The sequence below is a fragment of the Pedobacter sp. PLR genome (assembly GCF_026239675.1).
Classification (GTDB): domain Bacteria; phylum Bacteroidota; class Bacteroidia; order Sphingobacteriales; family Sphingobacteriaceae; genus Pedobacter.
The window spans coordinates 194,180-217,746 of the sequence record NZ_JAPIVQ010000008.1 but is presented as its reverse complement, the minus strand read 5'-3'; the positions used below and the strand labels follow the sequence as shown (position 1 = coordinate 217,746).

Annotated in this window: 18 protein-coding genes and 1 tRNA gene; 15 read left to right on the top strand and 4 right to left on the bottom strand. The window is 41.4% G+C overall.

Going from position 1 to position 23,567, the window contains the following annotated elements:
• Nucleotides 1-12: 12 nt before the first annotated feature.
• Nucleotides 13-1,005 carry a cytochrome c peroxidase gene (locus tag OQX61_RS20165; protein WP_265843611.1) on the top strand — a complete coding sequence of 331 codons (993 nt, stop codon included), beginning with the start codon at nt 13-15 and terminating at the stop codon, nt 1,003-1,005.
• A 16-nt stretch (nt 1,006-1,021) separates the two neighbouring features.
• Here the strand turns inward: OQX61_RS20165 and OQX61_RS20160 are convergent, their stop codons facing one another.
• The gene (locus OQX61_RS20160) at nt 1,022-1,630 is read right to left on the bottom strand and encodes a YdeI/OmpD-associated family protein (protein ID WP_265843610.1); all 609 of its coding nucleotides are present in this window, start codon (nt 1,628-1,630) and stop codon (nt 1,022-1,024) included.
• A 216-nt stretch (nt 1,631-1,846) separates the two neighbouring features.
• Here OQX61_RS20160 and mqnE point away from each other — a divergent pair, with 216 nt between their 5' ends.
• The 6 genes from mqnE (at nt 1,847) to OQX61_RS20130 (ending at nt 9,497) form a co-directional block, all read left to right on the top strand.
• A complete protein-coding gene (gene mqnE, locus OQX61_RS20155; protein WP_265843609.1) occupies nt 1,847-3,040 on the top strand; it encodes an aminofutalosine synthase MqnE in 1,194 nt (397 codons plus the stop codon).
• Nucleotides 3,040-3,666: a histidine phosphatase family protein gene (locus tag OQX61_RS20150; protein WP_265843608.1), complete on the top strand. Its 627-nt coding sequence runs from the start codon at nt 3,040-3,042 to the stop codon at nt 3,664-3,666. The genes mqnE and OQX61_RS20150 overlap by 1 nt, the downstream gene beginning before the upstream one ends.
• Nucleotides 3,659-4,384 carry a menaquinone biosynthesis protein gene (locus OQX61_RS20145; protein WP_265843607.1) on the top strand — a complete coding sequence of 242 codons (726 nt, stop codon included), beginning with the start codon at nt 3,659-3,661 and terminating at the stop codon, nt 4,382-4,384. Before OQX61_RS20150 ends, OQX61_RS20145 begins: the two co-directional genes overlap by 8 nt.
• A gap of 76 nt (nt 4,385-4,460) precedes the next feature.
• Complete coding sequence (gene mutS, locus OQX61_RS20140) at nt 4,461-7,070, top strand: DNA mismatch repair protein MutS (RefSeq protein ID WP_265843606.1); 2,610 nt, start codon at nt 4,461-4,463, stop codon at nt 7,068-7,070.
• Nucleotides 7,071-7,075: 5 nt separating this feature from the next.
• Nucleotides 7,076-7,591 carry an NlpC/P60 family protein gene (locus tag OQX61_RS20135; protein ID WP_265843605.1) on the top strand — a complete coding sequence of 172 codons (516 nt, stop codon included), beginning with the start codon at nt 7,076-7,078 and terminating at the stop codon, nt 7,589-7,591.
• Between the two features lie 121 nt (nt 7,592-7,712).
• Nucleotides 7,713-9,497 carry a glycoside hydrolase family 15 protein gene (locus OQX61_RS20130; RefSeq protein ID WP_265843604.1) on the top strand — a complete coding sequence of 595 codons (1,785 nt, stop codon included), beginning with the start codon at nt 7,713-7,715 and terminating at the stop codon, nt 9,495-9,497.
• A 45-nt stretch (nt 9,498-9,542) separates the two neighbouring features.
• Here the strand turns inward: OQX61_RS20130 and OQX61_RS20125 are convergent, their stop codons facing one another.
• Nucleotides 9,543-11,723 carry a bifunctional alpha,alpha-trehalose-phosphate synthase (UDP-forming)/trehalose-phosphatase gene (locus OQX61_RS20125; RefSeq protein WP_265843603.1) on the bottom strand — a complete coding sequence of 727 codons (2,181 nt, stop codon included), beginning with the start codon at nt 11,721-11,723 and terminating at the stop codon, nt 9,543-9,545.
• 202 nt (nt 11,724-11,925) lie between these two features.
• Between OQX61_RS20125 and OQX61_RS20120 the strand changes: the two genes are divergently transcribed.
• From OQX61_RS20120 to qatD, 8 genes are all read left to right on the top strand, one after another.
• Nucleotides 11,926-12,945, top strand: coding sequence for a hypothetical protein (locus OQX61_RS20120; protein WP_265843602.1), 1,020 nt, complete (start codon nt 11,926-11,928; stop codon nt 12,943-12,945).
• Nucleotides 12,946-13,064: 119 nt separating this feature from the next.
• The gene (lepB, locus tag OQX61_RS20115) at nt 13,065-14,255 is read left to right on the top strand and encodes a signal peptidase I (protein ID WP_265843601.1); all 1,191 of its coding nucleotides are present in this window, start codon (nt 13,065-13,067) and stop codon (nt 14,253-14,255) included.
• Nucleotides 14,256-14,662: 407 nt separating this feature from the next.
• Nucleotides 14,663-15,094, top strand: coding sequence for an RDD family protein (locus OQX61_RS20110; protein ID WP_265843600.1), 432 nt, complete (start codon nt 14,663-14,665; stop codon nt 15,092-15,094).
• A gap of 77 nt (nt 15,095-15,171) precedes the next feature.
• Complete coding sequence (locus tag OQX61_RS20105) at nt 15,172-15,879, top strand: SIMPL domain-containing protein (protein WP_265843599.1); 708 nt, start codon at nt 15,172-15,174, stop codon at nt 15,877-15,879.
• Between the two features lie 1,401 nt (nt 15,880-17,280).
• Entirely contained in the window at nt 17,281-19,113 is a 1,833-nt protein-coding gene (locus tag OQX61_RS20100) for a P-loop NTPase fold protein (protein WP_265843598.1), read from the top strand.
• 4 nt (nt 19,114-19,117) lie between these two features.
• Nucleotides 19,118-19,960 carry a Qat anti-phage system associated protein QatB gene (gene qatB / locus OQX61_RS20095; RefSeq protein ID WP_265843597.1) on the top strand — a complete coding sequence of 281 codons (843 nt, stop codon included), beginning with the start codon at nt 19,118-19,120 and terminating at the stop codon, nt 19,958-19,960.
• 3 nt (nt 19,961-19,963) lie between these two features.
• Nucleotides 19,964-21,304 carry a Qat anti-phage system QueC-like protein QatC gene (qatC, locus tag OQX61_RS20090; RefSeq protein WP_265843596.1) on the top strand — a complete coding sequence of 447 codons (1,341 nt, stop codon included), beginning with the start codon at nt 19,964-19,966 and terminating at the stop codon, nt 21,302-21,304.
• Nucleotides 21,301-22,047, top strand: coding sequence for a Qat anti-phage system TatD family nuclease QatD (qatD, locus tag OQX61_RS20085; protein WP_265843594.1), 747 nt, complete (start codon nt 21,301-21,303; stop codon nt 22,045-22,047). The genes qatC and qatD overlap by 4 nt, the downstream gene beginning before the upstream one ends.
• A gap of 353 nt (nt 22,048-22,400) precedes the next feature.
• Here qatD and OQX61_RS20080 read toward each other — a convergent pair.
• Both OQX61_RS20080 and OQX61_RS20075 read right to left on the bottom strand, forming a co-directional pair.
• Nucleotides 22,401-22,487 (bottom strand) — tRNA-Ser (locus OQX61_RS20080).
• 97 nt (nt 22,488-22,584) lie between these two features.
• On the bottom strand, nt 22,585-23,562 hold the full coding sequence (locus OQX61_RS20075; protein WP_265843593.1) for a YihY/virulence factor BrkB family protein: 978 nt from the start codon (nt 23,560-23,562) through the stop codon (nt 22,585-22,587).
• Between the last annotated feature and the right edge of the window lie 5 nt (nt 23,563-23,567).

The window sequence follows — 23,567 nt, the reverse complement described above, 5'->3', positions numbered from 1 at the left end:
AATTGATATTGAATGAAGAAGAATAAAATATTTGTATTTGCGATTTTGATTTTTGGCTTATTGATCGCTGTTTTCGCCTTTGGCTTGTCTACTATTAAGACCGATGTTGCCGTAAGAAGGCCGGTTAATTTTCCTGCAATCGTTCAGCAAGGACCTGCTTTAACGGTAGAAGGGGTTACCCTTGGGCAAAAGTTATTTGATGATGCTTTGCTTTCAAAAAACGGAAAAGTAGCCTGTGCTTCCTGTCACAATCAAACGGACGGTTATGCCAGTAAGGGGATTAAAATCAATCCAGGGGTAAATGAAAACATCCATGGGACAAAAAATACACCTGCTTTAATGAATCTGCAATGGAAGACTTCGTTTTTCAGGGACGGCAGGGAATCGCATTTGCGCAATACGGCGATCAACGCTTTAACCAGTCCGGCAGAAATGGGGGAGACTATGGATAATGTGGTGAAAAAATTGAATAATTCGCCGATATATAAGCATTATTTTAAGTCGGTTTTAGGGGTAGATACGATTCAGGAGCGCGATGTAACAGGGGTGATCGAGCAATATTTATTGTCGCTGGTATCCGCAAATTCACGTTACGATAAGCTGGTCGTTAAACAGGAAAATACGTTTACGCCAGCAGAACTGGATGGATTGAGGCTTTTTAAGGAAAAATGTGCGACTTGTCATTCCGGAGATTTGTTTACAGACGAGTCTTTAAGAAATATCGGTACGGCTACCGCAAATGATCCGGTGAAAAAGTTTAAAGTGCCTTCTTTAAGAAATATCGCGGTAACAGCTCCTTATTTTCATGATGGCCGTTTCGGTACTCTGGAAGAGGTGATGCAACATTATGCTACCGGTGTACATTCCGAAAAGGAGTTAGATCCTTTGATGCAAACCAATGGGAAAGCAGGGATTCCGTTAACGGATCCGGAGCAGAAGAAAGTAATTGCCTTTTTGAAGACATTAACTGACGATGCTTTTATCAATAAGATGACGCTACAATAATAAGCCGAAAAATCTGTTAACGTTGGTATTTCCAATTTCTTGATTTTCCTTCGGCAATCCATTCCAAAGCTGTGGTCAATCTTTTATGTCTGGTATTTTCGCTTTTAGCTTCAGTAATCCATTCCAGGTATTCTTTTTTTTGAGAATAACTGAACTGCTCAAAATGTTTTTGTGCATCAGGTGCTGCAGCTAAGCTATTGCTGAAATATTCAGGGATATGTAATTCGGTTTTGGGGGCTAATGGTTTTTTATCCATTTTGATGCCTTCCTTGTTGAGGATGACCGCATTTTGGATGTACGTCATGAAAATGTTTTTATCAGGTAGACCGGCGATGCTGGTGATTCTTCCTAGTTGTCCCATGGCTTGTTCCTTATCTACTCTAAGGATGTTTTTGGGGTCAGGAAGTAACGTGCTTTTCCAAAAGCCGAAAGAACAATGGTTTTTGAAAGCAGCCATACTGCAGACCGTTCCTTTATAGTCGAAATGTGGGAAGCTCCATTTCATGGTTTCTGAAATCTCCGGACAAGCTTCATGGACCAATGCCCTGATGTGTTTTAAAATGGGTTGTGCGAATTCTGCAGCCTGATCAATATAAGTATCAATTCTAGGGTCGTATTTTTCCATGGCTCATTCATTAAAAGGATGATCTAAAATAATAAAAAATAAATTAGCGAAACTGTTCGCGCTGTTTTTTTAATAATGTGCTCTTTTACATAATGCTGACAGCTAAAAACTGTTTAAAAAACGGGTATATGATGATTTTATACTACTTTTGTTCATGATGAGGCCATTCTTTGTATGCGCCTGTCTTTTTACATTTGTACCATTATCTCATTATACATGGATGCTAATTCAAAGCTGGCTTTAGTGCTTAACGACAATGATTTGTCTGCCGAACTTAAAGCAATAGCAAATAAAGTACAGAATCAGGAAAGAATCACCTTCGATGAAGGCGTATATCTTTATGAACATGCCGAACTAGGTTATCTGGGTGTTTTGGCCAACTATATCAGGGAGCAAAAACACGGCGATAAAACCTATTTCAACCGCAATTTTCATATTGAGCCGACCAATGTTTGTGTGTACGACTGCAAATTTTGTTCTTATTCCCGTTTGATCAAACAACGTGAAGAAGGATGGGAAATGAGCGTAGACGGAATGATGGATGTGCTTAAGAAATATGATAATGAGCCGGTTACGGAGGTTCATGTGACTGGTGGAGTAGTTCCAAAGCAAAATCTGGAATTTTACAGCGATTTCTTTAGAAAGGCAAAAGCACACCGTCCAGACTTACATATTAAAGCATTAACTCCGGTAGAGTATTTTTATATCTTCAAAAAGGCGAAATTAACCCATTATGAAGGCATGAAGTATTTGCAGGAAGCCGGTCTGGATTCTATGCCAGGCGGTGGTGCAGAGATTTTCCATCCGGAAGTAAGAGAGAAAATTGCACACGATAAATGTAATGCAGAACAGTGGCTGGATATTCATGAGCAAGCGCATAAGCTGGGCATGAAAACCAATGCAACTATGCTTTACGGACATATAGAGAAATTCTGGCATCGGGTTGACCATATGGAACGCCTGCGTCAGCAACAAGATAAATCAGGAGGTTTCCAGGCCTTTATTCCATTGAAATTCAGAAATCAGAACAACCAGATGGACCACGTGCCTGAGGTTTCTGTGATTGAAGATTTAAGGAATTATGCCATTGCAAGGATTTACCTGGATAATTTTGACCATATCAAAGCCTACTGGGCGATGATTAGCCGTCAGACCGCACAACTTTCCCTGAACTTTGGAGTGGATGATATTGATGGAACCTTAGATGATACCACCAAAATTTACTCTATGGCAGGTGCAGAAGAGCAGCATCCGGCAATGAATACGGAAGAATTAGTGAACCTGATCAAACAGGTGAACCGTAAACCGATAGAAAGAGATACCCTTTATAATGTGGTAACAGATTATACAGACGTTGTATTTGAAGGAGAAGTGAAACCACAGTATTATAAATTGCCGGTCATCAATTAATGGAGAAAGAACTATACATCATCAGACATGGTGAAACCGATTTAAATAAACAGGGAATTGTACAGGGTAGAGGGATCAACAGTGATCTTAATGATACCGGAAGGGCACAGGCAGCGGCATTTTATGCCGTGTATAAAGACGTCCCTTTTGATAAAATCTATACTTCTTCATTAAAGCGTACGCATCAAACCGTTAAAGGTTTTATCGATGCTGGCTTGCCATGGGAACAGTTGTCTGGTTTGGATGAGCTGGCCTGGGGTATATGGGAAGGAAAAACCAATGATGAACACGCCATTGCTGCTTTTAAAGGCATGATGGAAAAGTGGCAGTCCGGTGATTTCGACAGTCATTTTGAAGGCGGTGAGAGCCCGAATCAAGTGAAAATCCGACTTGAAGAAGCGCTAGAGGTTATTCTAAAGGCTCCAAACGAGAAAAAGGTGTTGATCTGTATGCACGGAAGGGCGATGAGATTATTCCTTTGCCTGCTTACCGGCAGATCATTAAATGAGATGACAGATTTCCCGCATCAGAATACGACGCTCTATAAAGTCGACTTGAACGATGGTCAGTTTACGATCATGGAGTTCAATAATACGGATCATTTAAAATTATTTCCAATTGAGTAAGATTAAGATTTCCGCAGTTTCTTATACCAATACCAAGCCTTTTATGTATGGTATTGAGCATTCAGAGCTGATGGATAAAATAGATTTAAGTTTAGATATTCCTACGGATTGTGCCGCTAAATTAATTAACAACCAGGTGGATATTGGCCTGATTCCCGTTGCGGCAATCCCTCAGGTGCCCAATGCGAATATTGTGGCCGATTATTGTATCGGCTCTGTAGGTGCGGTGAATTCCGTATTTGTGTTTAGCAGTGTTCCTTTCTCTGAGATTAAAACGGTAAAGCTGGATAGTCATTCCCGCACGTCCAATAATCTGGCTAAGGTATTGCTGAAGTTCCATTGGAAACAAGAAGTGGATTTTACCACCGATCCGGAGGCGCAAACTGATGCCATGGTTTTAATTGGCGACCGTACTTTCGGTAAAAAATCCAATTATGCTTATGCCTATGATATGGGTGAAGAATGGATGAAATTTACGGGTTTACCTTTTGTTTACGCGGCATGGGTTGCCAATAAAACGATTCCTGAAGCATTTATCGCGGAATTCAATCAGGCACTTGCTTTTGGCCTTTCCCATCGTGGAGAGTTGCTAAAGGAGTTGCCGGAAATTGCAGATTTTGATATGGAAGATTACCTGTGTCATAAACTGGATTTTGAGTTGACCGATAAAAAACGCGAAGCATTGAACTTGTTCTTATCCTATATAGAACAATTGTAAAATTTATAGTTTTCAACAAAGCCTAAAGGTTCGCTATTCAGGTGCTATCTTTACGGTTTTGTAAATAAGATACATTTTGGCTAAAGACAAGACTAAAGAGACACCTTTAATGCAGCAGTACAATGCTATTAAAGCAAAGTACCCCGGTGCATTATTATTGTTCAGAGTAGGCGACTTCTATGAAACATTTGGTGAAGATGCCGTAAAGACCTCCCAGATTTTGGGGATTGTACTTACAAGAAGGGGAAATGGACCCGGTGGTCATATTGAACTGGCAGGATTTCCACATCATTCTTTAGACAATTACCTTTCTAAATTGGTTAGGGCCGGACAAAGGGTCGCGATTTGCGATCAGCTGGAAGATCCAAAAATGACCAAAACCATTGTGAAACGCGGGGTAACAGAATTGATTACGCCCGGCGTTGCTTATAGTGACAATATCCTGAGTCAGAAGTCTAACAACTACCTTGCTGCCGTTTATTTCGATAAAGCAGGGTTAGGGGTGTCTTTTCTGGACATTTCTACCGGAGAGTTTTATGTGGCTCAGGGCAATGAAGAATATATCGACAAGCTTTTACAAGGCTTTAAGCCCACAGAAGTTATTTTTCAGAAAAGTAAAAGGCAGGAATTCCTGGAGCTTTTCGGAGATAAGTTCTATACTTTCACTTTAGACGACTGGGCTTTTACCACTGATTATGCAACTGAAACCTTACAGAAGCATTTTGAAGTTAATTCTTTAAAAGGTTTTGGCGTAGACAAATTGTCTATCGGTATCATTGCCGCAGGGGTTATCCTTCATTATCTGAATGAAACGGAGCACAAGAATTTAAAACACATCAGTGCTATTTCCCGCTTAGAGGAAGATAAATACATGTGGCTGGATCGTTTTACGATTCGCAACCTGGAATTGGTGAGCTCTAACAATGAAAATGCAGTCACACTTTTTCAGATTTTAGACCATACTTCTACGCCAATGGGGGCGCGTTTGCTACACCGTTGGATCATCATGCCGCTTAAAGAACTGAAGCCTATTCAGGAACGTCTGGGGATGGTGGAGTATCTGGTGAAAGATGAAGAACTGGTAGAGAAGTTCTTAGACCATATCAAACAGATCGGTGATCTGGAACGCCTGATTTCTAAGGTAGGTTTATTGAAAGTTGGCCCGAGAGAATTGTGTCAGCTGAAAAAAGCTTTGTACCATATTGAGTCGGTGAAAGAGATTGCTAATGCTTCCGAAAACCCATTTTTAATGGCTCTTGCAGCGCAACTAGACCCTTGTTTATCCATCAGGGAGAAACTGGAAAGGGAATTACAGCAAGATCCTCCGGCCTTACTGATCAAAGGAAATGTGATTGCAGACGGGGTTAATGAAGAATTAGACCGCTTGCGTAAGATCTCCTTTGGTGGGAAAGATTATTTAGTAGAAATTCAAAAAAGAGAAGCTGCCATTACGGGCATTCCTTCGCTTAAAGTTGCCTTTAATAACGTTTTCGGTTATTACCTGGAGGTAACGCATACGCATAAAGATAAGGTTCCTACCGAATGGATCAGGAAACAGACACTGGTGAGTGCAGAGCGCTATATCACACCAGAGTTGAAAGAATATGAGGAGCAGATCCTGGGTGCGGAAGAGAAGATCATGCAGATCGAAATCCGCCTTTATGGAGAGTTGATGGTCCTGGTGAGTGCTTATATCAAACAAATCCAGCTGAATGCTTTTTGTATTGCACAACTGGATGTGTTGTTGTGTTTCGCGCAATTGGCGGTTAGAAATCACTATGTGAAACCGGCAATGAATAAGGGTAAAGGTTTAGATATCAAAGGAGGAAGACATCCGGTGATTGAAAAAAGACTACCTGTAGGTGAAGAATACATTACCAATGATGTTTTTCTGGACAATGTGACACAGCAGATTATCATCATAACGGGTCCCAATATGTCGGGTAAATCGGCGATTTTGAGGCAAACCGGATTGATCGTGCTGATGGCTCAAATGGGTTGTTTTGTTCCCGCTAAAGCGGCAACCATCGGCCTGGTGGATAAGATCTTTACCAGAGTTGGTGCTTCGGATAACCTTTCTTCCGGGGAAAGTACGTTCATGGTGGAGATGAATGAGACGGCAAGTATCCTGAATAATATTTCGGAAAACAGTCTGATCTTATTGGATGAAATCGGTAGAGGTACCAGTACTTACGATGGGATTTCCATTGCCTGGGCCATCGCAGAATTCCTGCATACCCATCCAACGGCAAAACCTAAAACTTTATTTGCTACGCATTATCATGAATTGAATGAGTTAGCAAACACCATGAGCAGAATCAAAAACTTTAACGTTTCCATCAAGGAAGTGGGCAATAAGGTGATTTTCCTGCGTAAGTTGGTGCCTGGTGGTAGTGAGCATAGTTTCGGTATCCATGTGGCGAAGATGGCTGGTATGCCTCCTAAGCTGATCAACAGGGCTAATGAGATTCTGAAGAAACTGGAAATCGACCGGACGGAAGGTCAGAGTATTAAGGATAGCATTAAGAAAGTGCAGAATCAGGCGTATCAATTGCACATGTTTGCGATTGATGATCCTGTTCTGGTAAAAATAAGAGATACGTTAAATAACCTGGATGTAAATGTTCTGACACCGGTAGAGGCTTTGCTGAAACTGGATGAAATTCAACGCATCATTAAACAATAAAGGATATGACCATTAATCAGACCGCTCTTAAAGGAAGATTTAAGTTGTTGATGTTGTTAATGGTATTGCTCGTTTTTTCTGCGTGTAGCAGCAGAAAAAATACCAAAGTGAATACTACTGCTTCGAGGGCATCTGTAGTGATGTCTCAATTGAAAAGTAAACCCTTGTACCGCTTTATCAACGACTGGACAGGGGTAAGGTACCGTTTAGGCGGACTGGATAAGCGGGGCGTCGATTGCTCTGGTTTCGCGCTGCTATTACAAAAGAATATTTATGGAAATGAACTTCCAAGACGTTCCAGCGACCAGGCAGGGGTGATCCGCACTAAAAGTGTCGGACAACTCAAAGAAGGCGATTTGATATTTTTCTCTTTTGGCGGCAGATCGGTAGATCATGTGGGCGTATACCTGAATGATAATTTCTTTGTCCATGCTTCTACTACCCGTGGGGTAGTGGTGGATGATTTAACTTTGCCTGCTTATCAAAGGGCAATGGTCAAAGCAGGGTCCATCAAAAATTAAGATTTTCTTTCTGAATACCGCTTATTCCTGTTTATAACGGGCTGTTAGCGTGTGGGTTTAAGAAAAAACAGGAACAAATATGGGAAACTCCTGTTGTATATTATATCAATTGAAATAATGTATGACAGAGAGACACACTTATCAAACCGGAATAGTTGGAAATTGCGCTTACCTCGCTCACGTAAATAAAAACACTAATATCGACTGGTTATGCTGGCCTAGATTTGACAGCAGCTTTGTTTTTGGTGGTTTATTAGATCAGGAAAAAGGGGGTGAATTTTCTATTCTCCCGGCCGGTGAGTACTTATCAAAACAGTATTATCTGGAAAACACCAATATCATTTGCACGGAGATTACCAATCCGGAGGGCAGTTACCGCGTGACCGATTTTGCGCCGCGTTTTCATCAGTTTGAACGCTATTTTAAGCCGCTGATGCTCATCAGGAAAATAGAGCCTTTAACAGGTAATCCAAGGATAAAAGTAACCTGTAAGCCAGTATGTGAATACGGAGGTAAAAAACAAAATGCCAGCAGGGGAAGTAACCATCTGGAATTTACCGGCGATACAGAGGATATGCAGCTGAGTACCAATATCTCTTTGAGTTATATCGAGGATGAGAAGTATTTCGCTTTGAATGAGCCGAAATACCTGATTTTAACTTATGGGAATGAACTGGATGCACCCATCATCAGCACTGCCGAACGCTTTTTAACGGAAACCATTAAGTATTGGCGAACCTGGATTAAACACTCCACGATTGTCGGCTTTTATCAGTCCTATATTATCCGTTCGGCGCTTACTTTAAAAATCCACCAATACGAAGATACAGGCGCAATTATCGCTGCAAGTACTACCAGTTTGCCGGAATCTCAAGGGAGTGGCAGAAACTGGGATTACCGCTATTGCTGGATGAGAGATACCTATTACGTTATCACCTCTTTAAACCATATCGGACATTTTGAAGAGATGGAAAGGTATTTTAATTACATCACCGATCTTTCTTTTAGAGATGAAGAACGTTATCAACCACTGTTCGGTATTGCCGGAGAAAGGGTGTTAACCGAGCATATCGTTCCCGATTTAAAAGGTTATTTAGGTAATACACCGATCAGAATCGGAAATCAGGCCTATGAGCATATTCAGAATGACATTTATGGGCAGGTCCTGATTTCTATGCTTCCTTTATATACAGATCGACGCTTTATTTATTCGGAAAGAAAAGATTCTGAGAAGTGGCTGGATTATCTGTTGAAAAAGATTGAGCGTACTATTGATGAAAAGGATGCCGGAATCTGGGAGTTCAGAAACCTTCCGAATACGCATTGTTACACCAATCTGTTTCAATGGGCAGGGGCAAAGGCCGCTTTAAAAATGGCCAAAACCATAGATAACCAGGGTTTTCAGGAGCGTGCGCAGGTTTTAATAGATAAAGCAGCGCAACATATTGAGGATTGTTATGATCCGGTACGTAAAGTATACACCCATGCGGTGGGAAGTCCTTACCTTGATTCGAGTACTTTGCAACTGATTTTAATGAACTACCTTGATCCGGATTCGCAAAGGGCGAAAGATCATTTGATCGCTTTAGAATCAGTGCTTAAGGCGGAAAATGGCTTGTTTTACAGGTATGTTCATACCGATGATTTTGGTAAGCCGAAAACGACTTTCTTAATCTGTGCATTTTGGTATGTGGAAGCCCTGGCTTGTGTAGGAAGACTTGATGATGCGATCAGAGAATTTGAATCCATCATTAAATATTCGAATCACTTGTTGCTGTTTAGCGAGGATGTAGATGAAGTTGACGGAGGCCAGTGGGGGAACTTCCCCCAGGCCTATAGTCATGTTGGTTTGATGAATGCAGCCCATCGGATTGCGATAAAGCTGGACATACCCTCATTTTTATAAATTTTATCTGGAGAACTGGTCTTTATCTGACCAGTTCTTTTAGTTTTACTGAACCAGTTCTTTTAGTAATGTTCTGACCTCTTTGAAGTCTTTAAGATAATATCGCGCTGCGGAGATATTGCTGCCAACCTTGATGGTATAAGCTTCCGGCTCCAACGCCTTAAAGATATCTTCATCGGTATGGTCGTCGCCAAGGGCAAGGATAAAATCAGGGTTTTGTCCGTAAAGCCAGTTTTGTGCTGCTTTCCCTTTGTTAACCTCAATGTTTTTGAACTCTATGACCTTGTTTCCTGGCATCATCTGCAATCCTTTATCGGCAATGACCATACGGAGGTGATTGATGATTTCGTTCGCTCTGAGCGCTCCTAAGCCTTCTTCTACCTTTCGGTAATGCCATACCAGGGAATAACTTTTCTCTTCAATGAAGGATCCCGGTGTGCGGTCCGTATAGGTATCTAAAACCACTTTTACTTCCTGTTTCCATTTGTCGGTGAGCAGGGGCAATGGTTTCCAGTCGGTATGTTTATATTTTTGCCATGCGCCATGCTCTGCAATCATGTCCAGATCTAAATGTCCAAACCATTGCTCCAGGGTCTGGTAATTCCGGCCACTGATGATGATCACCTGATTTGCAGGGTCTTTTGTTAACTGTTTTAAGATGTCATATAGTTCTTCATCAGGGGCTGCCTGATTGATATCAGCATTAAAGCCAACAAGCGTTCCGTCATAATCCAGAAAGATATACCTGTCTTTTGCATTTTTATAATCGTTGGTGATTTGATTTTTAATCGATGCCACCGCGTGTTTGGTATGTAATGATTCCTGCATCGTTTTGACTTCTTTTAATTTATCCATAAAGTTTTTCACCCAGAGGTGTATGTTGAATTTGCTGACAATGGCCCGCATACTTTTCATTCTTTCCTGTTGTTCTTCCGGCGACATATTAATAGCCTGAATCATGGCTGTGACCATATCTCCGATATTATTCGGGTTCACAATCAGGGCATCATTCAGTTCTTTTGAGGCACCGGCCATTTCGCTTAAGATCAACACACCATCTTCATTTAATCTGGAGGCAACATATTCCTTACTCACCAGGTTCATTCCATCGCGCATTGGTGTAACCAGGCAGATGTCTGCGGCACTATATATGGCGGAAAGGAATTCTATAGAAAATGAGCGGTAGAAATAATGTACGGGTAGCCAGCTGATGGTTCGGAACCTTGCATTAATATTACCCACCAATTGGTCGATCTGGTCTTTTAGCTCTTTATATTTAGGGACCGTATCTCTTGATGGCACCACAATCATATAGAGTGCTAGTTTTCCTATATATTCCGGACGTGTATCCAGTAAAAGCTCTAATGCCTGTAGCCTTTGTAAAATCCCTTTACTATAATCCAGACGGTCTATCGTCAGAATGGTTTTGATGTCTTTTAAGCTGTTTTTAATGGAAACAGTGAATTTTGCCACTTTTGGATCTCTGGTGAGTCGGTCAAATTTTTCATTGTCTATGCCCATAGGGAATGCCTCCACGACTACCTGTCTGTTTTTGTAGATGAGGATATTGTCGGAAGGGTTACTGGTAGATAACCTTGATGCTGCACTTATAAAATGTCTGGCATCATCGAAGGTGTGAAAGCCCAAAAGGTCTGCCCCAAGCATTCCTTCAATGATTTCCTCTCTCCATGGGATGAGTCTGAAGATTTCGAATGATGGAAATGGAATGTGCTGGAAGAATCCAATGGTAACCGATGGTTGTTCTTCCCGGATTAGGTTTGGTAATAGTAGCAGCTGATAATCGTGTACCCAGATTTTATCACCACTGGATAAATGCTGCGTCACCGCCTGTTTGAATTTTTCATTTACGGCCTGGTAAGCATCCCAATAGGATTGCTCAAAGTTTGCATAGGTGACGAGGTAATGAAATACCGGCCATAAAATTTCATTGGAAAATCCTTCGTAATATCCGTTAATTTCTTCAGTGCTCAGAAAGACAGGGATGAGGTTTAATTCGGCCAGTTTTTTGGTCACTTCCTCCTGTCTTTCTTCAGGTACTTCTATGCCTGGCCAGCCAATCCAAATGTTGTTTCCTTCTTTGTAGATGGAGCCGAGGCCAGTGGCTAACCCGCCTTCGCTGGGACTTAATTGATAGACGCCGTTTTCTTCTGTTATTTTTACCGGTAACCGGTTGGAGATGATGATCGTTTTACTTTCTCTTATCATTATATTAAATATTAACGGATTTTGTTGCTATTTGTTTTGTTTTTTTTAACTAATGGGTATTTGTTAAGCGGTTTTCTTAGGAATAAGCATTGTTATTATGGTGAAAACTGTTGATTTTAATGTTCTTTTTGATTAATAATAATTTCTTTAAACAATACTACGATTAATTATGTATAATTGTATTAATCAAATAAAGCACATTATGGAATCTTTAGCAGGTAGGGTAAATGGATTGGAAATAATAAATGTTGATTTACTGAAGTCTATTCAGGAATTACATGGTTTTATAGTCAAGGGCTTTGAAGACATGAATAAGAATCTGGTGCTGGTTCATCAAAGGTTGGATAGAGGGGAAGAAAGGGTGGGTAAGCTGGAAGAGGGGATGATTAAGCTGGAGGTTGGGATGAAGGTTGGTTTGGATAAGCTGGAAGATCGGGTTGATCACCTGGAGCTAGGGATGAAGGTTGGTTTGGGTAAGCTGGAAGATCGGTTTGATCACCTGGAGCTTGGGATGAAGGTTGGTTTAGGTAAGCTGGAAGATCGGTTTGATCACCTGGAGGTTGGGATGAAGGTTGGTTTGGATAAGCTGGAAGATCGGGTTGATCACCTGGAGCTTGGGATGAAGGTTGGTTTGGATAAGCTGGAAGATCGGTTTGATCACCTGGAGCTTGGGATGAAGGTTGGTTTAGGTAAGCTGGAAGAGGGGATGATTAAGCTGGAACTTGGGATGAAGGTTGGTTTAGGTAAGCTGGAAGAGGGGATGATTAAGCTGGAACTTGGGATGAAGGTTGGTTTGGACAAGCTGGAAGATCGGGTAGATCATCTGGCTCTTCGGTTGAGTAGAAGAATTGATTCCCTCGACAGTAAACTGGTCGTTTTGAAAGGAAACTCTTCTGTAAGCATGGAAAGTTTAGACCATAAGATGAACCTGATGCAAGCCAATGTATCTGTAAGTATTGAAAGTCTGGATAGCAGGCTTGACCTGATGCAGGTCAGTATATTAGGCATGGACAACAAGGTTGACCTAATGCAGGTTAACGTAACTGCAGGTATAGAAAATGTAGAAAACAAGATTAATGTGATGCAAGTCAGTGTATCTATAAGTTTGCAAAGCCTGGAAAGTAAGGCGGATCATTTAATAGCAGAAGTTTCAAAGATTAATGTGGTTACCGGCTACACGGAAATTTTCGACAATACATTAATCATAACTAAACAAACTTAGTTTGTGTTACAACAATCAGTTCATATGAAATTGATTGTTGTAACAATGTAAAGGGTTGTTTCTCTAAAAAAGGACTATAACGAACTGTTTTACAACTAAAACCTAATTGAGTGTTAGACATGAACTGGAAATTCTCCCCGAACAAGAGTGATGTAAATAAGAAAAAGAAGACTAAAAAAAGGGAATGGTTTGATGCCGTAATTTTTGCTGTAATTGCGGCAACGTTAATTAGGGTATTTTTTATTGAGGCCTATACCATTCCGAGTGGTTCAATGGAGAAATCTCTTTTGATTGGCGATTACCTTTTTGTGAGTAAGGTAAATTATGGAGCCCGAATTCCAATTACACCTATTGCTTTCCCCTTTGCCCATCACAGCATGCCTGTCACAGGAACAAAAGCTTATTGGGATGGCGTACAGTGGAAATATCGTCGCTTACCAGGCTTATCTGACGTCAAAAGAAATGATGTAGTGGTTTTTAATTTGCCCGTTGGAGATACGGTTGCATTGGAAAACCAGGAGCCATCTTATTATAATTTAGTCCGCGAATCAGGTTGGAGCGTTGTGAATAGTCAATATACCATCACCAGTAGACCTGTAGATAAAAGAGAGAATATCATCAAAAGATGTATTGGGATTTCTGGCGATGTCATCAGCATGAAAGGAGGTGTGGTCAGTGTGAATGGTAAAACAGAACCCTTAAAGAACACCGGACAAATGCCCTATAAAATTCAGTTGAAAACACCCGATGTTAATTTTGATGTATTTAAAGAGTTAGGTTTTACGGTGAATGAAATGACGCAGATAGATGCGGATACCTATATCGCCAATGCTACTCCGGAGATGACAGACAAATTGAAATCACTCGATTTCATAAAGTCTGTTGATTTATCCGTAAAGCCAGAAACAGCAGATGATGGAGATCTTTTCCCGCTTGATACTAACCGGAAATGGAATGTAGACAATTTCGGGCCTATAAAAATTCCGGCAAAGGGCTGGAGAGTTCAACTGGATAGCCATACGATGCCATTATATTATCGGGCAATAAGAACTTACGAAGGCAATAAAGTAGAAAAGAAAGGTGATGCCTGGTATATAAATGATAAACCTGCAACCACTTATACTTTTAAAATGAACTACTATTGGATGATGGGTGATAACCGGCACAATTCAATCGATTCCCGATACTGGGGTTTTGTACCCGAAGATCATATCGTGGGTAAAGCCCTTTTTATTTGGATGAGCTGGGATAAGGGCGCTTCTTTTTTTCATAAAATCAGATGGAACAGGCTGTTGAAAGGAGTTAATTAGGTTTTGAATTTTAGGTGCCCCTTGAAAACAGAAAAGCCTGAAATCTTACGATTCCAGGCTTTTTGAATGGTTTTGATGACCATGATGCGGAGAGTGGGGGATCGGTATAAACCAACTTTATACACTCTTTAGCCCATATTATATATCTTTTTTGTTCTTAGGGCACCTGATTCGGGCACCAGCAAAACAACACAAAATCCCTATTCCTTGTATGATTACAATTTACACAAATAATTGTTAGTAAGCAAAAAGAGTAAGTTGTCACAAAAACTATATCCTCTCTGTAAATGCCTTTATCGGAATTAATAGGTGCTTTGTGTAAATTTTGATCATAACTTAAGTTTTTCTACATTAGGATGCCCTTATCAGCTCTCAAATATGCACGTTGTTGATTGGCTTAAAATGTTATGAAGTTAAAATCTAATTTAAAGAAAAGGGTGTATGCAACAATTCTGGATTATGGTTTGATGTTTCTTGTATCTTTTGCATATATTCTATTTTTTGGGACGAGTGATGGAAATGGTACTATTTCAGTATATGGCATAAAGGCATTCCTTATTCCTATTGTTTGGTTTCTTTATTTTGTCGTCATTGAAGCTGAGTATGGGGCAACTCTTGGGCATCAGAGCTTTAATCTAAAAGTGATGACGATTGACAGGAAAGACGTTGAATTTACCCATGCTCTTAAGAGACATCTGCTAGATCCAATTGATATTTTTTGTTATGGAATCCCTGCAATTATAGCCGTTAAGTATTCTTTAAGACACCAGAGGCTTGGTGATATGTGGGCGCAAACTATTGTGATTGATACATCTGTGCCGAGCAACAAACCGTCATAGAAAAATAACGTCCCTAAAATGCCATTGCTTCAACGTTAGCCGTCATACAACAACACCGTAAACAAAAAACAATCCATATGAATAGAACATTTCTAACATTGATTTTATGTTTGACAATTTGCATATCAGCAATGGGACAGACAAAGACTTTTATTGACCAACCTTACATTGAAGTTGGTGGATATTCTGATACATTAGTAACGCCAAATCTGATTTATATAAAAATCATTATTGCTGAAAAAGATAGTCGAGACAAAATCTCACTTGAAGAACAAGAAAATAAAATGATAACAGCGTTTAAAAATTTGGGAATAAATACAGAAGTTGACTTGACAACAAGCGATATGTTAAGCAACTACAAATTTTACCTTTTAAAACAAAAAGACATTTTAAAGACAAAAGAATATATTTTAAAAGTTACTACTGCTGAAACAGCAAGTAAGATTTTTGTGCAACTTGAAGACCTTGGTATTTCTAACACTTCAATGCATAAGGTAGACCATTCTGATATTGAGAATTTAAAAAATATTTGTAGAACAAAGGCAATTGAAAATTCGCATAAAAAAGCAGTTGCTTTGACAAAACCAATTTCACAGACAATTGGAAATGCAATTCATATTACAGACAATGAAACAAATTTTGACAATCAACTACAAGGACGAGTTGCTGGTGTTCAAATTCGTGGTTATAGTTCAGTTGACAAAGGGAAATATGAAGCACCGAAAATTGAATTTGAGAAAATAAAAGTAAGTGCAACAGTAAGTGTAAAATACATACTGAAATAAATGCACGAACGTATGTATCCGCTCCGTACCATCTATGATCAGTAGAAATTAGCTTTTAATTTTATCGCAGACAATGAGCGGAAACTCAAAATAGCTTTCGGCTAAACAAAAAATCCTGCTAATCTTTCGATTTGCAGGATTTTAGTAGGTTTTGATACCTTAGCGGAGAGTGGGGGATTCGAATAAACCGAATTTAAACACCCTTGAACCCGTATTTTATATTTTTTTTTTCTTAGGGCACCTAAATGGGGCACCACCAAAACAACACAAAATTGCTATTCCTTGTATATTTGAAATTTACATAAATAATTGGCGGTAAGCAAATAAAGTGCATTTGATGTATTTTGTCTGTAGTGCTATTTATATGTTTATTTACTTGAAGTATGATAATTCTTAGGTTGATGGTTCGACCCTAGTATATCTTAAGTAAAAAAAAGCCTATTCTATTCCAAGACTAGGCTTTTATACTTCCAAACCTCTTATCCAATTCCAATTTTTTACTTTTACAAGATTTTTTATTAAACATGGAGCAAATGTTTTATCCAGATTTTTCTCACAACAAAGGAGGACGATGAAAAAATAGTTTGTAGGGCGAAGGATGGGCGAGAGACGAAAAATCATCCAATGTTATAATTACTGGTAAGCCAAACATTTTCAGTTTGATAGTGTCGGTCTGATTCATAAAATATTGATGAATAAGATTGAATTTACAACATAATTTTTGAGAGAATTGTAAAGGATTTCGGGGGGGGGGGCACCGAGGTGAAATCCTTTACAATTTCAGACTGCAAGTAGTATTCTGGTTGGGAATTATTTCAAGAATTTGAGAAAAAGATAGCTGCATCAATAAAACGCCAAAATAATCGATCGCCCAATATCAGCGCTCATGCTTTTCTAAATCTCAATCTGGGGTTACAAACTACATTTTAAATATTTATATCAAGAGGGGGCTTCAATCTTAAGCCGCTCTTGGTGTATGTAACCATTAAAAGCCCAAGTTAAATTGTCAGCGTTTCTTTATTTGTGATTTTTTTTAGTAATTTTTGAAAAAATTAACAAACTCAAACTATCATGAACCACTCCGCAATTTCGCGGAACCACCAGCCCAAGAAAACCACATCCTGTTTTCCGATTAGCAAACATTTCCTGGACCAGCTCTCACTCAGAAACCTTACCGGAACGATAAGGAAAAGCGAACTTATTGCATTAGCGTAAAACCAGTGTCAAAGATTTAACCACTCGCAGAATACCCGGTTGACATAACCACCTTGTGGCGTAGCATTAAATTTCACCCTTATTGCCCCATTACGGTTTACCGTAAAAAAACAGTTTTAAAGAATTTTACCTTGCCTAACAATAATTCCGGCTCATCAAGCACCGGATTAAACCAAATATCAAAAAATGTGGAACGATAAAGAAACAGACGTCGATCTCCTGGGCTACGAGAAAATCGCAGAAACTATACATGAGATCGTAAAAGACAACCACCTCAGGCCGCTTACCATTGGCGTATATGGCGACTGGGGCGTGGGCAAATCCTCAATACTCGCCCTGTTGCAGAAAAAGGTAAAAAACCTGGAGGTAGAAAAGCGTAAAAAAATCCATACTATTATGTTCAATGGCTGGCTTTTTCAGGGTTATGAGGATACTAAGTCCGCGCTAATGGAAACAATCGTTACCGATCTGGCTAGGCTACAACCAACTGTCGAAAAAATCAAAACACTCACCCAGTCACTGCTCAAAAGGATCAAGTGGCTAAAAGTCGCCAAAGTATCCGCTGGCGCACTATGGACAGGTATGACTGGTATCCCACATCCGGGCTTGCTGGGAGAGGCCGCCAAACTCGCAAAAAATGTCGGCGAAAAGATCGGCTTGGGAGAAGGCAGCAAAGGATCAGATGATGATGCCTGGCTCAGAGAAGAAGAAGCTCAGACCGTACCGAGCCAGATCCACGCCTTCAGGACAGAATTTAAAGAACTTATCGAAACCTCCAAAATCGAACAGCTCATTGTGCTGGTTGATGACCTGGACCGCTGTCTGCCAAAAGCCGTGATCGAAATCCTCGAAGCCATACGCCTGTTCCTATTTGTGGAAGGAACCGTATTCGTGATCTCGGCAGATGAGCGCATGATCGAATACGCCGTGCGCGACCACTTTCCAAATCTTCCCTCGGACTACAAAGACTATACCCGCAACTACCTTGAAAAACTGATCCAGATTCCCATCCGGATACCCCTGATGAACAAGCTGCAGACCGGCAACTACATAAAGTTTCTGATGCTGCAAAACCATCTTGGCAACGATATGGAAGAGGTGGAACGGATCTATGATGTATACGAGTCGAAGAAGAAATTACCTTACGAAAGTATCGAACTCACCTATGAGATTGTCAGGGAAGCCTTCGGCGGTGAATCAGAAGCGCTGAGAAAGACCTTACTTGTCGGAGACACCCTTTATCCGGTGCTTTCCACCGGCCTGAAAGGCAACCCCAGGAATACTAAGCGCTTCCTCAATTCCCTTTTTTTACGGATGAAAATAGGGGAGATCCACGGCCTGAAAGCCATGATCAGGCTGGACGTGCTTTCCAAACTGATGCTGCTGGAGATTTTCAATGACGAAAGATACCAGGAACTCATCAATCAGGTGTCCTCATCGGGTGATGGGCAATATGCCGAAGCGGCACTCTTCGAGGATGCCGATCCTAACGACACAGAACTCGACTCGGCCATGGTCGACTGGAACCAGTTAGAACCCTCGCTCAAAACCGAAGACCTCAGGCCTTATATCTTCATTTCCAAAGAGAAAGCCATCTCCTTCGATAAAGAGAACCTGTTGTCACAGACCGTTGTCACGATGCTCAAACGGCTTGGGACCGGATCGCTTAGCGAACGGAATGCGGCCGAAAAGGACTTGCAGCATATCAGCCAACAGGATGCCAACCTCATATTTGAAAAATTGATCGAAAATTGTAAAAAGATGGAAAAGATGACCTCGCAGCCCAATGAAGTGAAGGGCTTATACCGCGTGATCAAGGTTTTCCCAAATCTTGAAATCAGGTTTCTAGAATTCCTGGCAACAAGGCCAGCGTCAAGCTTAGGTCCGTGGGCGGTTTCAGAATCCAGTTTTGTGACCCTGCCGGCCAGGGAACGTTATAACGAATTATTGGAAATCTGGAAAGTCCAGGCAGTCGGCACACTACAGACCCTTGCTTCACAGTTACCAAGCCTAAAATAATATTATGGGAACATCAAAACAAGGAACAGGACCAAGACCTGCTACACCGCTCATTCCGGATTGGATCAATGATCAGAACAGTCCAAATCCCGAGCCTGATCAACAGGAGGCCCCGGACGCACCGCAAAAGCCAGAAGAGGCTCAGCCCGAAAAACCGGAAAACCGGTTCGCGGAAGCCCGTAACCGATTTAATTCCTACGTGAAAAACCCATCTGCTGGAAATACTGGGGCAGTGAGGGATGCCTTGCGAAGTTATGTGAGTAAAGCCAGTGGCGGCTCGGGAACCTTCTCCAAGAGGATGCGCCCGGCAGCAGCCCGTGTATCCGGTTTCGTCAACGTTATGGACAACATCCGTGGCGGCCTGGAGAATGCGCTCAAGTTTTTAAACCTCAACGATTACCTTGGCAAACCCTTACTGGATGTGCTCGGTGCACTCACCGATGTCATCTTTGATGAAAACAGCCCCTATGCCAACATCCAGGATGACAGCATCAATAAACTCGCCTATTCGCAGACCATTGTCAGAATTGCCGATGAGGAAGGAATTGACCTGGACCACCTGTCCAACGAAAACGTTGAAGTGATGACCGCTATCTTTATCGAGGAGACCATCGCGACCAGGGTGATCTGCGACATTGGCTTGTCTCTTTTCAAAAAAGACAAACCCAGCTCCGAGATCATTGATATCGAAGAAAGCATCTATCAGATCGTCAGCGGTTTGGTCCGGATACAGATTATGCCGGAAATTATTGCCACCCACCGCGGTGACCAGGCGGCACTGGAACAAAAAATAGAAAACATTTACCGGATTGCCTTTGACTGCATCTCCGGAACTTTAGAAGATTAAGATATGGCAAGATTTGCATTGATCACCAAACTTGGAAATGCCGATACCGGCGTTGCCTTAACTGCTGCTGAGTACACCCAGACAGCAGACCTCAAGATCCTGGGCAGCGGTAACAGAGATGAGGTCAAACTTAATAAACTCTTTCTGGGTATGAAACACCTCAAGCTCCAGCCAGGTGAGCTGGCAATGGACATGCTCATCATTGCCTGCTCGATGTACAGCGCCGATACCCGGATCGACCGCCTTAAAACATCGGACGATAGCTGGACCAGACAGATCGATCTGTTCATCCCGGTCAGTGATGTGGAAAAATGGAATGCACAGGTACCGCTGCTGAAAAAAATATTTGGTTTCCTCACCGGCGACCTCTGGAACATCACCTTCCGCGACAGGACCGGTATGTCACAAATTGCACCGGTCACAAAACTCAAAAAGTTTGGCATGAAATACCATACCGATACCGTCTGTCTTTTTTCAGGCGGTATGGATAGTTTTATTGGCGCCATTGACCTGTTGTCAAAAGGCGTGCAGCCCCTGTTTTTAGGCCATGCCAAATCCTCAGATGTTTCGCCCAACCAGAAACTCTGCGAACAGGCTTTAATCACCGCATTCCCCAAAACCGTATTTAACCGCCTATATGCCTTTGTACGTGTTCCAAAGAAAGATCTTTTCGCTCAGGAAGAGAAAACCGAACGGGGAAGATCCTTTTTGTTTCTGACCCTGGGTTCGATCTGTGCCTCAGCGCTTCATCCGGGAGCAGACTCCAGGCTGATCATCCCCGAAAACGGACTCATTAGTCTCAACCTTCCTCTGACACCCATGCGCACCGGATCGCACAGTACGCGGACAACACATCCGCATTATCTGGAAATGATGCAACAACTCTTAGATGCACTGGATTTGAAGGTAAAACTTGAAAACCCCTATCAGTTCAAAACCAAAGGGGAGATGCTCGCCGAATGTGCAGCGGCTTCACTGGTTGAAAAAACAAGCACCATGTCCTGCAGCCACCCTTCGGGCAGGTTTCAGGGGCTCGGTAACGGCCACTGCGGAACCTGCGTTCCGTGCATCATCCGTCTAGCGTCATTCAAATACGCTGGCAAGACCGAAAAAAAAGACTATCGTACTGACATTTTCGATCCCGCCCAATTGGATACCCCAACAAAAAAGGATAATATTGTAGCCTTTAAATACATGATCGAAAAAAGCAGTCAAAATCCCGAATATATCAAAGGTCTGATCAGAACAACCGGCCCTTTGGGGAACAATGTCGACGACTTCATCTCCACCTATAAAAGAGGACTCAAGGAGGTGGAGGAATTGTTGAATGGTGTAAACATATGAGCAATATCCCTTTTATCGATACCCATTGCCATCTTGATCTGATCAGTGGCATTCAAAACCTCGCCGCGCAGGAGGATGCAATGGGTATAAAAACCATCACAGTGACCAATAGCCCAATGTTCTACCTACCCAATGTAAACCTTTTTAGGGGGAGCAAAAATATCAGAGTTGCGCTGGGCATGCATCCCGAGCTCTCTTTACAGGGGAAACCAAATATTACGATGATGTCGGACCTCATTGCTGATGCAAGATTTATCGGAGAGATCGGTCTGGACGGGTCCACTGATTTTTCGGGCGGATATACTACCCAGGTCTCCAATTTAAAATTGATTCTCACAGCGGTAGCCAAAAGCGAGGCTAAAATCCTCACCGTACATACGCGTAACGCGGCAAAGGAGACCATAGATCTCCTGCACCATCATCTCTCTGCAAATGAATCCAGGGTAATCCTGCACTGGTATTCCGGCAGTTTGCCTGAGTTAACCAGAGCACTGGAATACGGTTATTACTTCTCGGTCAATCACCGTATGCTTAAGAGCAAAAAATCAATAGAGCTAGTCAAAAGAATACCAATCGAGCGAATACTAACAGAAACCGATGCACCATTTACTTTTGATGCTGCAATTGACAACAGACTAAAGTCACTGAGCTTAACCCTAACTGGTCTTGCGGAGATTTTTGGGTTAACTGAAGCACAAATGAAATTGTCGGTCTATCAAAATTTCAAGCGACTGCTGGAGTGATCATTTTAAGGCTAAGCCTTAGAATCGCCAGGGTTTGATGATTATGTGGATAAACCACGCCAAGCTGATCCCCCTTCGCCAATTTTGCATTGACCCCCATTGGCAGTAATGATCAGGATATTAAATGCTGTTTTGAAAATGGTGGAGAGGGGTCAATTAAAATGGTTTGTCCACTCAACTAAAGACCGAGTGAAAATTGACAAATACATTAAAGAATTTGAAAGACTAAAAAATGAACTTGCATAATCAAACAGCCACAACTAAGATTTTGCATGATTTTGATATGGTTTGTAAATAAAAAAAACCTGCTAATCTTTCGATTTGCAGGTTTTTAGTAGGTTTTGATACCTTAGCGGAGAGTGGGGGATTCGAACCCGCGGACCCTTTGACAAGTCAACAGTTTTCAAGACTGCCGCAATCGACCACTCTGCCAACTCTCCGCGACAAAAGTACAAACTCCGGTTGATTCTGCAAATTAAGAATTAGATAATTTAACGAAAACTTGATAAGCCCTTAAAAATGAGATAGAATAATTTTCTATCTTGTCGTCTGATCAGGCGTAGGACCCTGTTTTTTGAATAAATTGTAGCTGGGACGCAGGATTTTCACACTTCTTTTCGATAAGTCTACACTCGCATTTAGCTCAAAACCGACTAAAAGTATCAAAGAATTCAAATAAAGCCAGATCATCAACACAATTAACGTACTGATAGAACCATAGATTTTATTGTAAGAGCTAAAATTATCAATGTAAAAGGAAAACCCCCAAATTGTAAGAAAGGCAAGTATCGTTGCCAGACAAGAGCCGGGACTAAAGAATTTCCACTTCTTAACATGCGAAGGGCCGTATTTATACAGAATGGAAATGGTGACAAAATATAGCACCCCTAATAACGCCCATCTGGTTAACTGAATCAGATAAACCGTAAAGCTCCCTTTGATATTCAGTTTATTTAACATGATCACACCGATAGTCATGGCCACGATGCAGATGATGACGGACAAGGCAATGGTAATGGTTAACAGTACCGCAATCAGGCGCTGCTTTAACCAGCTCCTGTCTTCGATGATTAACGACGACTTATTGAAGGCCATCATCAGGCTGTGCACCCCATTTGTAGCGAAAAACAACGACAGAAAGAATCCAAAGGATAACAATCCTCCGTTCTGCTGGTTTACAATCTCATTTAAGGTGGCTTCAAAGGCTTTATAGGCGTCGGCTGGCAATATGAGCACGATCAGCTCCATCAGTTGCTTCTGGAAGCCGATACGCTTAGGAATAAAGGGAATCAGTGTAAATAAAAAGATGATCGCCGGAAATAGGGCCAGCATAAAATTATAGGCAAGGGAAGAAGCCTTATTGACTAAAGAATCCTTCCCGATCTCTGTAAAGAAAAATGTGGCAACCGTATAGAGGGGCAGCGGACTGAAACCAGGAAGTATGCATACTTTGGTCCAATCGATAAACAAAGCGTAAATCCTGATTTTTAGTAGTTGCTTATGAACCCACTCCATCTATC